This window comes from Pseudoalteromonas sp. McH1-42 (genome assembly GCF_022347845.1).
In the GTDB taxonomy this organism is placed as follows: domain Bacteria; phylum Pseudomonadota; class Gammaproteobacteria; order Enterobacterales; family Alteromonadaceae; genus Pseudoalteromonas; species Pseudoalteromonas rubra_D.
Window position 1 is genome coordinate 79,443 of the sequence record NZ_JAKRFU010000001.1, and the last position, 13,255, is coordinate 92,697.

Consider the following 13,255-nt stretch of genomic DNA (forward strand, 5'->3'; position numbering starts at 1 on the left):
CGCATGTTGATCTGGAATGAGGCTAACCGGGCGCAGCAACAGGCAGCACTCGCCCGTCCGGCAGTAACAATCAGTGACGAACTTCAGCAAGTGGTAACCGAAATCATTGCAGATGTCGAACTAAATGGGGATGAAGCACTGCTTGAATACGCCCGCAAGTTCGATAAACGCACGCAGCCCAGGTTGCTGGTATCAGCTGAAGCAATACAATCCAGTGAAGATGCAATTTCGCCGGAACTAAAGCAGGCAATCGATCAGGCATACAGCAATATTCGTGCATTTCACGCATTGCAAGTGCCAACAGAGAAGCGTCTCGAAACACAGCCTGGCGTTATTTGTGAGCTGAAGTATCAGCCTATCGACGCAGTTGGTTTATACGTGCCGGGAGGCAGCGCACCACTCCCCTCTTCTGTGCTGATGCAAGGTGTGTGTGCGCAACTGGCAGGTGCACAAACTATTGTACTGTGTACCCCGGTCAACGGTGATCAACAAATTGATCCGGCAATTTTGTATGCGGCTAAAAAATGCGGGATAAGCACAATCATCGAAAGCGGTGGTGCCGGAGCTGTTGCGGCGATGGCACTTGGCACGTCAAGTGTGCCAAAGGTAGATAAAGTGTTTGGCCCTGGAAATGCGTTTGTCACTATGGCCAAACAATTGCTATCACAGTCTTTACCCGGGTTCGCGATTGATATGCCAGCAGGTCCGTCAGAGGTGTTGGTTATCGCCGATGAACGCGCGAACCCAGCCTATGTTGCAGCTGATCTGTTATCACAAGCTGAGCACGGGCCCGACTCACAGGTGCTCCTGCTCAGCAACAGTGAAAAACTTATCATTGAAGTACAGGGCGAGCTGAACCGACAGCTATCTCAGCTCAGCCGTGCCGATATCGCAAAACAAGCATTGGACAACAGTACCCTGATTTTAGTCGCTGATATGGAACAAGCATTTGCGGTGAGTGCTGAGTATGGTCCTGAGCACCTTATCTTGCAGCTCGGCGAACCAGAGCCTTATTTACCGTTAGTCAAAAATGCAGGCTCGGTATTTGTCGGAGATTATACACCTGAGTCTGCGGGTGATTATGCGTCGGGCACGAACCATGTGTTACCGACTTATGGCTACAGTCGTTGCTACTCAAGCCTTAACCTGCTCGACTTTTATCGTACTTATACGCAACAGACAATCAGTAAAGGGGGTTTACAGAAACTGAGCAAAGCCATCTTACCCCTGGCGCAGGCCGAAGGTCTGGATGCCCACGCCAATGCTGTAAAAATCAGGCTGGAGAATAACGCATGAGTCAAATTGAATTACCAGAGAACATTGCTGCGCTGAATGCATATAGTTCGGCAAAGAGTGAAAAGCTCACCGGCACAACCTGGCTGAATGCCAACGAAAGTCCGTATTCACGACGCGTGAGCCTCAACTTTGATGCGCTTAACCGTTATCCGGACCCGCAGCCAGTGGCCGTGATCAACGCTTATGCAAGCTATTGTGGGCTGAGCCTGGAACAAGTGTTAATGACACGCGGCGCTGATGAAGGTATCGAGCTATTAGTACGCACTTATTGCACACCGGGCCAGGACTCTATTGCCTTATTCTTCCCCACTTATGGTATGTATAAGGTAACGGCGGATACACACAATGTCGGCATTACTGCACTTGAACAAACCCTTCTGCAACAAGGTAGCGCCGCAGAGATTGCAGGCGCTGTAGGCAACGCAAAACTGGTTTTCATCTGTAATCCCAATAACCCGACGGGCGCAACAATAGGCACAGATAAAATCGCTGCAATTGCGGCGGCTTTGAAAAATAGAGCACTAGTTGTGGTAGATGAAGCATATATTGAGTTTCGCGAACAGTTAACTGCCGTGAGTCTGTTATCTGATTTCGATAACCTGGTGGTACTACGTACCTTGTCAAAAGCATTTGCCCTTGCCGGGCTCAGAACCGGCTTTATGCTTGCCTCACAGGAGGTCCTTGCACCTGTTCGCAAGGTTATCGCACCTTATCCGGTGTCGGCAGTTGTCGCACAAATCGCACAAGAAGCACTAACCCCAGATGCAATTACCCAGATGCGTCGCCAGGTGAGCATTCTAAATAAAGCCAAAGAAAAGCTCACTGAACTACTTGGGGGCTCTGACAAAATTGCCAAAGTGATGATTGGTGAAGGCAATTTCATCACCGTCCAGGTTCGTCAAAAAAGCGATATTGACCAGGCAATGCAATCGGGTTTGATCATGCGTCCTTTTACCCTCTTCGAGGAAAATAATTGGCTACGTATTTCAATTGGTAGCGAGCAGGAATTAGAGCAAGTCAGACGCTGGCTGACACAACCACAGGCAGAACAATAACAATGAGTACTCCATATTTATTCATCGACCGAGACGGCACCCTAATTGAGGAGCCGGTTACTGATAAGCAGGTAGACAGCCTGGAAAAGCTGGCACTGCTGCCAAACGTCATCCCGGCCCTACTCTCACTTCAGGCTGCCGGTTATAAGCTGGTCATGGTCTCAAATCAGGATGGACTGGGTACAGAGAGTTTTCCAGAGGAAGATTTCGCCCTGCCGCACAATCAAATGATGGCGATTTTTACCAGTCAGGGGATCCGCTTCGACGAGGTTTTAATTTGTCCGCACTTTGACGAAGACAACTGTGAATGCCGAAAGCCTAAAACAGGGTTGTTAACCAATCTGATGCGCTCTGGCAAAGTTGATTTGGCCAACTCCTATGTGATTGGTGACAGACAAACTGACATTCAACTGGCCAACAACCTGTGTATAGAAGGCATTCTATACGACGATAACTGGCCAGAAATTGTCACCCGTCTGACGACACAGAACCGTCAGGCAGCGGTGCAGCGCAACACCAAAGAAACACAGATCAACCTGGCGCTTAATCTTGATCAAAACAGTACCGGCTCTATCAGTACAGGCCTTGGCTTTTTTGACCACATGTTGGATCAGATCCGCACTCACGCAAATATAGGTCTGACTATATCAGCAAGTGGTGATCTGCACATCGATGAGCACCACCTGGTAGAAGACATCGGCATTGCGCTAGGACAAGCACTCAAACAAGCACTGGGCACTAAATCGCAAATTGCGCGCTACGGATTCGCGCTGCCAATGGATGAATGCAAAGCCGAGTGTCAGCTTGACTTGTCTGGTCGAGCTTCATTCGTGTTAAATGCTGACTTTAGCCGCGAAAAAGTCGGCGACCTGGATGTACAAATGGTCGAGCATTTCTTTAAATCACTCGCCGATAATGCCAACATCAGCCTGATCCTGTCAGTGAGCGAAGGAAATTGTCACCACCAGGTCGAGGGCCTGTTTAAGGTCTTTGCACGCGCGCTGCGCATGGCCATCGCAAAAGATACCAGCCAGCAAACCGCCAGCTCTAAGGGGTGCTTATGATTGCCATTATCAACACAGGGTGTGCCAATATTAACTCGGTCCGATTTGCCTTTGAGCGGCTCGGTGTCAACCCGGAAGTGATCCGCGATCCGGCACAACTAGAGCAGTTTGAGCGTGCAGTCTTACCCGGTGTCGGACACGCCTCTGTCGCAATGAAACGCCTGCGTGAGCAAGGCTGGGATCAGGCTATCGCTGACTACCAAAAGCCACTAATGGGGATTTGCCTTGGCATGCAGCTACTTTGCGAACAAACCGAAGAAGGCCAAGTTGAGTGCCTGGGCCGTATTCCAGGGGCAGTACGTCATCTTGAAACCGGACAATTAACCAGTCCTCATATGGGCTGGAATACATTGTCTTTGGTCAAGACACACCCATTAACGCAAGGGCTCACCCCGGACGATCAAGTCTACTTTGTGCATAGCTTTGCGCATAGTTGCAATGCCAATACCCTGGTTGCAAGTGAATATGGTACGCGCTTCTCTGCAGTCGTTGCCAAAGATAACTATGCAGGCATGCAGTTTCACCCGGAAAAAAGTGCCAAAGTGGGTGCTAAATTACTCAATAACTTCCTGAACTGGCAATTATAAGGATAAGACTATGATCATTCCTGCATTAGATGTATTACAAAACCAAATTGTACGCCTGTATCAGGGCAAGTATGACACCGCACAGTTTTACCCTTTCGAGTTGGCTGGGCGTTTAAAAGAATACCAGGACGCAGGCGCTGCTAAGCTTCACCTTGTGGACCTGGAAGGTGCCCGCGATCCACAAAAGAAACAATGGCAACAGATCCAACAGGCCACTGCTGCGTTATCCGCCCCTTACCAGGTAGGCGGCGGCATACGCCGGTATGATGATGTAAAGCAATGGCTTAAAGCCGGTGCGCAACAAGTTGTCATTGGCTCCATGGCGGTCGACAGTAAAGAAGAAGTTGCAGCCTGGATTGAAGAGTTTGGTGCAGAACGTTTTGTCATTGCACTCGATGTCAAACGTAGCGCTTCGGGATGGGCTGTTGCGACTCACGGCTGGCTTGAAGAATCTCAGTTGAGCCTGTTTGAACTCATTGATTTTTACCTGGCGCTGGGTGTATACGACTTTCTATGTACGGACATCAGTAAAGATGGCACGATGACAGGTCCGTCTTTTACGCTTTATCAAGAAATAGTCGCTCATAGTCCAAGTGTCAGAGTTCAGGCATCTGGTGGGGTCAGTAGTCTTGAAGATATTCGTCAACTCATTGAACTGGGCGTGAGTGGGATCATCTTAGGCAAATCTCTGCTTGATGGTGCATTTACTGTTGAGGAGGCAATCGCATGCTATCAAAGCGCATAATTCCGTGCCTCGATGTAAAAAATGGCCAGGTCGTCAAAGGCGTTAAATTCAAACAGCACGAAATAGTCGGTGAAATTCTGGAGCTTGCGACACTGTATAGCCAGGCCGGCGCCGATGAACTGGTATTTTATGAGATCAGTGCCAGCGTTGAAAAGCGCTTACTGGATGTGAACTGGGTTCGAGACATCGCACGCCACATCGACATTCCTTTTTGCGTTGCTGGTGGCATTAAATCTGTTGCAGATGCTGCTAAAGTACTAGAGCAAGGCGCGGATAAAGTCTCCATTAACAGCCCCGCAATCGCCAGGCCAGAGCTTATCAAGGAGCTACATGACGAGTTTGGCAAGCAGTGTGTAGTGGTTGGTGTAGACAGCTTTTATGATGCAAATTCAGGAGAATATCTGGTTTATCAATTGACGGGCGATCCCAACAGTGCCAGCCAGACTCGATATAAAACCAGTGAATGGGTGCAACGCGTGCAGGAGCTTGGTGCGGGAGAAATAGTCCTGAATTGTATGAACCAGGATGGTGTCAGAAAAGGCTATGACATTGAACAGCTGAGTAATATTCGCAAGCAATGTGATGTACCTCTGATTGCATCTGGTGGTGCAGGAACGATGCAGGATTTTGTTGATGTCTTTCAACAGGCTAATGTAGATGGGGCACTGGCAGCCAGCGTCTTTCACAAGCAGCTTATTGAAATTAAAGCGCTTAAACAATACTTAGCGGATAACAAGGTAGCTACCAGACTATGAAACTCACTCCAGATAACTTAAATTCTTTAGACTTTGACAAAATGTCGCTTATTCCAGCCATTGTTCAGGACGCACAAAGCGGTGTTATCCTGATGCAGGGCTTTATGGATCAGTCAGCGCTCAGTACAACATTTGAAAAAGAGCTGGTCACTTTTTATTCTCGCTCTAAACAACGCCTGTGGACCAAAGGAGAAGAGTCCGGCAATGTACTAAAACTGGTTTCAGCGTATACCGACTGCGACCGCGACAGCTTGCTGTTGCTTGCTGACCCTGCCGGGCCAACATGCCACCTGGGCACACAAAGCTGCTTTGATGAGGCCCGCCCCGCTATCGCTTTCCTTTCTGAGCTTGAACGCGTCATTTGCGAACGAAAGGACGCTGACCCTGCGCAAAGTTACACAGCAGCTTTGTTCTCGAAAGATCTCAGCCGAAGCTGTCAAAAAGTCGGTGAAGAAGGGGTTGAAGTGGCATTGGCTGCCATGAAACAAGATCAGAATGAATTACGCAATGAATCTGCTGATCTGCTCTACCACCTGATAGTGTTATTACAACGCAGTGGCCTATCACTTGAGCAGGTTGTAGAAACACTGAACGAACGTCATAAATAAAGCTGAGTTTTGCTCGACCTGTTATGAGTTCATGGTATGCTCAAGCCAGCTGATGCACTTTTTGTTTCAGCTGGCTCGAAAATTAAAATGAAGGACATAGCCATGGTCAATCGCCATCTCATTCTCCCTGTCGCACTACTTTCACTCGCTGCATGCCAGCAACTTCCTGATGACGTTCAGCGACGCGTTGACACCATGAACGAGTGTGAGAAAGTACTTGCTTTAACACAAGGCACTCAGAACGATTTTGCTCAGTTAAAAGGCAGCAAAGTCAACTCCCCCTTAATGAGCGCATGGCAGCCAAAGGCGCATTTAATTACCGACAGCTGCCAAATAAACCAGTACAACAGCGGCAACGTCGCCTACGAATGCACTAAGTCATTCAGTATTGAGGCTGATGCTGCAACATTATTTGATGACGTAGCAAAACAGTTAAGTACTTGTCTGGGCACATCATGGCAAAGTACAGCGGCAATAAATAATACACTGCATTATACCAGTAACGCCTCTGAGGCAAAAATCACACTCAGTCGCGGTAAAGGCCTTGACCACGAAACCCCCTGGGTTGTCGCGTTAAAAATCTCCAGGTAACAATACATCAGGCAGGTGATTATCATCTGCCCAGATATTGTCTAATTTGACAACAAACACGCCTCATTCTTTAATAAAACTTTGCTCAGCTCTTAATTATTAGTACCTAAAGTGGCATAGTGTTGTTAGCAGTTCAGGTGAGTTGACAACTTAGTAATAAGCACCTAACTTCAGACATCACAATAAAAATCAAAACCCTCAGGGAGAACCCAGTGTCAATTGAAATCAACTTTGAATTATCCGATGCCGACTTGGCGCATTTTCGTAGCATGATGCATGCAACCATCGAAAAGAGCCAGGGTTTAAGCGACGAAGAAATCATCAGCAAGGCCAAAGACTTGGTCAACAACATGGAAAAATCAAAACTACCTGAGTTTGTGCGCACGCGTATGATGTCACTTGCTGCCCTAATTGACGCAGTACAAGACGAAGAATGGCAAATGCCCGAAGATGAAAAGCGCGAAATCATGTTGTCTCTGGCTTACTTCAGCGAACCTGAAGACATAGTCCCGGACAATGTGCCTGTCCTTGGATACATCGACGATGCCATCATGATCGAGCTGGTTTTACAGGAACTGTCTTTGGATTTGAGCGCTTATCGCCAATTCTGTGGTTTCCGTGCAACAGAAGAAGCTCGTCGAGGCGACGCCGCTAAAGTTGACCGCGAAAGCTGGTTAGCAGGTACTCGTTCTCAAATTCGCTCTTCAATGCGCCGTAATCGCTCAAACACTAAGAAGTCACGCTTCTTTTCTCGGATCATGTAACTATACCTAAACAAAAAAGGGAGCACATGCTCCCCTTTTTGTGTCTAGTCAAACTATATTAACTACTGTGCATTCGGGTGCGGTACCCCCATCCAGGCTAAGTATAGCTGCTGTTGGCGCCGTGTTGGCTGTAATACCGCTGCAACCTGCTTAGGTTTCGATTGTGCCGCATCGAACGTGATTTCTGTCGACATCAATTTGTGACGACGTATAAAATGAACAGTGACTTTCTCCCCGGGCGCAAACAACGCCAAGGTGTTTTTTAATGTATCTCGTACCTGGTAATTATTAAACGCCACCAGCTTGTCGCCACTGGTTAAGCCAGCCTGCCAGGCATTACCATTTCTAGCAACGTGCTGCAATTCGAGTAGTTGACCTTTAGATACTACCTGACCATCAAAACCTGCCACTTCCTCACTGGAAACAGGGTGACGATAAGTCAGCCCCACTTTTTCGAACAGCGCGTCAACTTCCAATACAAATGGCGTGTCGACATTTTGTTTCCACCATACGCTATAATCCTGGCCACTGATCTCATTAAGAATATTGATGACATCCTGGCTGTCAAATGACTTGGGTAATTCATGACGCTTAGCCAGCAAGGTGTGAACATCACGGTAACTCACCTTCCCTTCACTGTCATCCAGCAGCTTGATATCCAGCATCATGGAAATTAAAGCACCTTCTGAATAAATATTAGTACTGAAGTTTTTGCCATGGTCGCCGCCCTGATTAATCCACTTATCAAAGCTAGTTTGAGCAACGCTCTGTATTTCTCTACCAGGCGTGTTCAGGTGACGATTAATGCGCTTCGTCAGCCCTTTATAATACTCTTCATGGGTGATGATCCCAGCGCTTAGCAGCAAGAAATCTTCGAGGTAACTGGTAGACCCTTCCGCCAGCCAGAGTAAATCACTGTAATTTGGGTTTACGTAGTCGTAAGGTACCAATCCGTCCGGACGGTAGTTTTTTACATTCCAAGTATGAATAAACTCATGTGCTGCAGTCGAAATAAAGCCGATGTAATCATCTCGTTTGGCAAATGCATCTCTGTGGCGTTGAATAATAGTAGAGTTCAGATGCTCGGTTGCGCCACGCGCACCACTGGTCGCATGCACCATAAAAACGTAACGCTCATACGGATAGTCCTGCCAGATCAAGGAACCCGTTTTCACCAACTTCTTCAGGTCACTGAGCATCAGGTCAACGTCGTAATTGCCCTCTCCCCATATAACCAGCTCATACTCGCGGCCATCTACTCGGAACTTGTATAGCTGGTTAATGCCCGATTCTATTGGCGAGTCCACCAGCACATCAAAGTTGGCAGCTTTAAAACGATGCTTGTTACCCGCAAACTCCATACCCGACACAGAGCGCCACTGGTCCGGTACCTTCATCTCAACGGTCACCGGTTCATGACGGAATGACTCGCTGAACATAAAAAAGCCGGACGCATCAACAAACGCATGACTGTCATCAATATGCCTCGCCCTGAGTCCGAGCTCATTTGCATATACCTGATAATTCACAGTTACTTGTGTCGGGCTGTCAAGATGTACTCGCCAGGTGCTTTTATCTACCTTATGCCATTCCAGTTCACGGCCTTGTGAATCAATCGCATCAAATGCACGGATCCCATTAGCCAAATTTAGAATTTGATACCGCCCTGTCCGCCAGTCCGCTAACTTAATATCCATATGAGCCTGAGCACTTTTGGGAAAAGTAACTTCGACTTCACCAAGGTGATGCTCTGGCTGGGTTATTTTCAGCGTGTATTCGACGTCTGCGAAGGCAGGTAAGGTACTCAACGCAATGAGCACGGAACAGATTTTTTTCATAATGATTCAATAAAATGACTATTAGGGTGTAAAACTAACAAATAAGTCTGATATCAGGCCATCAAAAACGATGAGTCAACAGCCAAAATAGGTGGATCTATAGCCTAAAATCTTCCACATTTATCAGTAATTTGATGTAAACTTGCTAATGAGTAGGTTAAAACAAAAGATATTAGGTTTCTGTGACTGATAAAACTGCGCGATTAGAGAAAAAACTATCACAAGCGATTGAAGCTAGAAAGGCGTTGGAAGAAGCGAGAAAGCAACAGGTAGATACCCTGTCAGAATTTGCATCCAAACTGACACTTGGTTGTAAAGGACAGGATGTGTCTCTCGATAACTTGCTGGCAAAGTATCGCAGTGCGTTGGCAAAGGGGATGGACTTTGAACATCTGGCCCCACTCATTGAAAATACCAGTGCACAACTAAAGCAGCTTGATAGCACCAACTCTGCCAATCATCGCAATTTGGTAACCCACATACAAACCGCAGGAAAGCAGTTGCAAAAACTGCGTGGTGTGCCAGAAGACACCCGCAGGAAACTGCGCGGCTTACTGGACAATGAGTTGGGTGATATTGACGCTATCCCAGAATTCGTGCCTTTGCTCGATAAGCTACTGCAGTTTTACCTTCAAGTCTTCGATGCTAAATATGACATTGATACCTCGACACAACACAATGACCCGGAGTTGGCAACGGAATTATTGGGCCTGACCAATGAGTTGGTGTTTGAAGACGATGTAGCTGATGAAGTAAAAGCGATAAAACAACGTATTTCAACAGACTCGAGCATAGATTCTTTACTTGAAAACGCCATTGCGGTGATCCGGATTTTTGCTAAGTCAATCGCGCGGGAAAGACAATCAGCCCAGGGTTTTTTGGTCTCGTTAAACCAAACTCTGGAAGAGTTGCATAAATCAATTGTCGACACCACTAGCCATTCCAAGTCGATCAATAAAGAGCTCAATGCATTAAACGAACGCATCGAATCTAAGATAAAGCGCCTGACTGAAAACACCCAAAAGGCGTCCTCTATTTCTGAGCTTAAGGGTTTAGTCGATGACGAGCTTGCCCAAATAAGCAAAGACTTGGTGGAAAGAGAGAACATTGAACGACGCGATAAGCAAGCATTGCTGGAAAGCTTTGATGCCATTAACAGCCGCATTAATGTGCTTGAAAACAAAGTAAACACTTATAAAAAACGACTGAATGAACAGAGATTCAAGAGCCTGTTAGACGGACTGACTAAGCTCCCCAACCGCTCAGCTTTTGATGACCGCTATAGCCAGGAGTTCCATTTATTCGAGATCCAGGGCAACGACGTTACTTTGGTTGTTGTGGACGTCGATCACTTTAAATCAATTAACGATAAATACGGCCACAGTGCGGGAGATAAAACGCTTCAGGTTATCGCCAGAGCACTTAAAAAATCCATCAGAAAGACCGATTTCATTGCGCGTTACGGTGGTGAAGAGTTTGTTATCCTGATGCCGGGAATGCCAATAGAAGCGGCTTACGCACCGCTTGAAAAGATACGCACAACCGTTAAGTCGATCCCATTTCGCTTTAAAGACAAAGAAGTGAGGATCACTATCTCATTAGGAGCAACCCAGCTTAAAGAAGGTGATTCAAAACTGACCGCCTTTGATCGAGCCGATGAAGCTCTGTATGAGGCCAAAAACAGCGGCAGAGACAAACTTTGCTTGCGTGAATAACAAGGAGATTGCCTATGCATGTACAGTTAAACCCAACAGGTGTACTTAATTTACTCTCAAAACTGGAAGTTGACCTGCTTCAGCACTCATCGACCATAGAAAGATACCGATTATTTAGAAATTGTGTATTAGCAGTACTTAATGTAGGCAGTCATACCGACTCAAGCTATGAAATTTATAACAAGTATCAAGATTTTGATATCAAGCTACTCGCCCGAGAACGTGGGATAAAGATAGAACTAACAAACCCGCCTAAATCAGCATTCGTCGACGGGAAAATTATTGCCGGGATACATGAACATATCTTTTCAGTTATCCGCGACATCCTGTTCATCTATCAGCGCCATGAAGAGCAACTCACAGATCCAAGAGCCATTACACACATGGTTTTTGACATTCTGCGAAATGCAGATGCACTCGAGGTTAATACAGACCCAAATATGATAGTGTGCTGGGGTGGCCACTCAATCAATGAAGAAGAATACAAATACACCAAAGAAGTAGGTTACCAACTTGGCTTACGAGGCTTAAATATATGCACCGGGTGTGGACCTGGTGCGATGAAAGGCCCTATGAAGGGCGCAACGATTGGACATGCTAAACAGCGGATCACCAGTAACCGCTATCTCGGTTTGACTGAACCCAGTATTATTGCCGCAGAGCCGCCTAACCCGATAGTCAACGAACTAGTTATCCTGCCGGATATTGAAAAGCGTTTAGAAGCATTTATCCGAAGTGCCCACGCCATCATTATATTTCCTGGTGGTGCGGGAACAGCTGAAGAACTGCTGTATTTGCTCGGTATATTGCTACACCCTGACAACGCTAAACAACAGCTACCTGTTATTTTAACCGGGCCAAGCTCTTCTAAAGCATACTTTGACGAATTATGTGATTTTATCGAAAAAATACTGGGTAAAGAGGCATTGAGTAAATTCGAAGTGCTGGTGGATCAACCAGAGTTGGTTGCACAGAAGCTAAGCAAAAGTATGGAAAAAGTCCGCGAATATCGCAAAACAGAGGGCGACGCATACTATTTTAACTGGACTTTGAAAATTGAAGACCAATTCCAGCAGCCGTTTGAACCAACGCACAAGAATATGGCAGAGTTAGACCTTCATCTGAACCAGCCAAAGCAGGATCTGGCTGCCAACTTACGCAGAGCGTTTTCTGGTATTGTGGCCGGAAATGTCAAAGAGCAAGGTATTACGGCCATTAAACAGCAAGGACCTTATATCTTGAGTGGCGATGCATCTTTGATGACAGATATGGACAAGCTATTACGTGCGTTTGTTGCCCAAGGCAGAATGAAATTACCTGGCAGCGCCTATGTGCCCTGCTATGAAATCAAAGCTTAACTAACAGGGTAAGGTACGGCCTTACCCTACCGCTCTCTTAACCTCGATGAAATACCACTATAACAACACCCATGGCTAAATTACTTCTTATAGATGCGCTAAACCTAATCCGCCGAATTTATGCAGTGGACGTCGACCAACAAGGCGTGAGTGAACAGCAAATCATGCAATCGTGCAAAGCGCGCGTCCATAACGCCTGTAAAAAATTACTCAGACGTATTGAGCCAACCCATGCAATTGCCGTTTTTGATGGTGAACGCAGCTGGCGCTATCACTACTACGCAAATTACAAGCACAGCAGAAAACCCATGCCGGAGCAACTTAAACAACATCTTGCTCTGATTGCAGAGGGGTTTCAGGAGTGTGGTATTACCGCTTTTTTTCCCGAACAGGATGAAGCAGATGACATCATTGCTACCTTAGCAAGCAAGGCCAGCCACAACAAGGTACCGTCTGTTATTGTGTCTACCGATAAAGGCTTTCTTCCTCTCAGTTCAGAGAATATAGAAATATATAACTATTTTTCAAAATCTTACACTGAGCACAATGAGATTTTAGAGAAGTTTTCGGTGCCGTACCATGCGTTAACCGAACTATGGGCGTTAATGGGCGATAAGACGAATGATATTCCAGGCGTAAAAGGGATCGGAAAGAAAACGGCCATAGAATTGATCTCAGAGTTTGGTCAGGTTGAGCATGCGCTCAACGCCCCGACGCTTGCACCTGCGACGCGACGCAAATTAGAAGAAGATTTAGATAACTTTATTTTAAGTAAAACGCTCGTTTCACTACAAACTGACATCAATCTCGGCTTTAATTTAAGTCAACTCCGGGTTATTGAGCGCAAATAGCTTGTTGTGTTGCAACGCTTCCGTTACG

13 protein-coding genes are annotated in these 13,255 nt (G+C 46.5%); 12 read left to right on the forward strand and 1 reads right to left on the reverse strand.

Translation table 11 applies throughout. From position 1 onward, the window contains the following. Positions 1-3 precede the first annotated feature (3 nt). The 9 genes from hisD (at position 4) to MHN31_RS00360 (ending at position 7,465) form a co-directional block, all read left to right on the forward strand. Positions 4-1,296 (forward strand): histidinol dehydrogenase, encoded by a 1,293-nt coding sequence (gene hisD, locus MHN31_RS00320; protein WP_239443129.1) that lies wholly within the window; start codon positions 4-6, stop codon positions 1,294-1,296. Beyond that, positions 1,293-2,351 (forward strand): histidinol-phosphate transaminase, encoded by a 1,059-nt coding sequence (gene hisC / locus MHN31_RS00325; protein ID WP_239443130.1) that lies wholly within the window; start codon positions 1,293-1,295, stop codon positions 2,349-2,351. Before hisD ends, hisC begins: the two co-directional genes overlap by 4 nt. 2 nt (positions 2,352-2,353) lie before the next feature. Beyond that, the gene (gene hisB, locus MHN31_RS00330) at positions 2,354-3,415 is read left to right on the forward strand and encodes a bifunctional histidinol-phosphatase/imidazoleglycerol-phosphate dehydratase HisB (RefSeq protein WP_239443131.1); all 1,062 of its coding nucleotides are present in this window, start codon (positions 2,354-2,356) and stop codon (positions 3,413-3,415) included. Then, positions 3,412-4,002: an imidazole glycerol phosphate synthase subunit HisH gene (gene hisH, locus MHN31_RS00335; RefSeq protein WP_125557010.1), complete on the forward strand. Its 591-nt coding sequence runs from the start codon at positions 3,412-3,414 to the stop codon at positions 4,000-4,002. Before hisB ends, hisH begins: the two co-directional genes overlap by 4 nt. A 10-nt stretch (positions 4,003-4,012) precedes the next feature. Continuing rightward, positions 4,013-4,747, forward strand: coding sequence for a 1-(5-phosphoribosyl)-5-[(5-phosphoribosylamino)methylideneamino]imidazole-4-carboxamide isomerase (gene hisA, locus MHN31_RS00340; protein WP_125557012.1), 735 nt, complete (start codon positions 4,013-4,015; stop codon positions 4,745-4,747). Then, entirely contained in the window at positions 4,729-5,502 is a 774-nt protein-coding gene (gene hisF / locus MHN31_RS00345; RefSeq protein WP_239443132.1) for an imidazole glycerol phosphate synthase subunit HisF, read from the forward strand. The genes hisA and hisF overlap by 19 nt, the downstream gene beginning before the upstream one ends. Then, positions 5,499-6,110 carry a bifunctional phosphoribosyl-AMP cyclohydrolase/phosphoribosyl-ATP diphosphatase HisIE gene (hisIE, locus tag MHN31_RS00350; protein WP_239443133.1) on the forward strand — a complete coding sequence of 204 codons (612 nt, stop codon included), beginning with the start codon at positions 5,499-5,501 and terminating at the stop codon, positions 6,108-6,110. The genes hisF and hisIE overlap by 4 nt, the downstream gene beginning before the upstream one ends. A 36-nt stretch (positions 6,111-6,146) precedes the next feature. Further along, on the forward strand, positions 6,147-6,701 hold the full coding sequence (locus tag MHN31_RS00355) for a hypothetical protein (protein WP_195879879.1): 555 nt from the start codon (positions 6,147-6,149) through the stop codon (positions 6,699-6,701). A gap of 212 nt (positions 6,702-6,913) precedes the next feature. Continuing rightward, positions 6,914-7,465, forward strand: coding sequence for a YkvA family protein (locus MHN31_RS00360; protein WP_010381172.1), 552 nt, complete (start codon positions 6,914-6,916; stop codon positions 7,463-7,465). A gap of 62 nt (positions 7,466-7,527) precedes the next feature. Here the strand turns inward: MHN31_RS00360 and MHN31_RS00365 are convergent, their stop codons facing one another. After that, entirely contained in the window at positions 7,528-9,303 is a 1,776-nt protein-coding gene (locus tag MHN31_RS00365) for a PDZ domain-containing protein (RefSeq protein ID WP_239443134.1), read from the reverse strand. A 182-nt stretch (positions 9,304-9,485) separates the two neighbouring features. Between MHN31_RS00365 and MHN31_RS00370 the strand changes: the two genes are divergently transcribed. The 3 genes from MHN31_RS00370 (at position 9,486) to xni (ending at position 13,227) form a co-directional block, all read left to right on the forward strand. Then, positions 9,486-11,018 carry a GGDEF domain-containing protein gene (locus tag MHN31_RS00370; protein WP_125557023.1) on the forward strand — a complete coding sequence of 511 codons (1,533 nt, stop codon included), beginning with the start codon at positions 9,486-9,488 and terminating at the stop codon, positions 11,016-11,018. A 14-nt stretch (positions 11,019-11,032) separates the two neighbouring features. Then, positions 11,033-12,376 (forward strand): nucleotide 5'-monophosphate nucleosidase PpnN, encoded by a 1,344-nt coding sequence (ppnN, locus tag MHN31_RS00375; RefSeq protein WP_239443135.1) that lies wholly within the window; start codon positions 11,033-11,035, stop codon positions 12,374-12,376. Between the two features lie 71 nt (positions 12,377-12,447). Further along, positions 12,448-13,227 carry a flap endonuclease Xni gene (gene xni / locus MHN31_RS00380; RefSeq protein WP_138537889.1) on the forward strand — a complete coding sequence of 260 codons (780 nt, stop codon included), beginning with the start codon at positions 12,448-12,450 and terminating at the stop codon, positions 13,225-13,227. Positions 13,228-13,255: the final 28 nt, after the last annotated feature.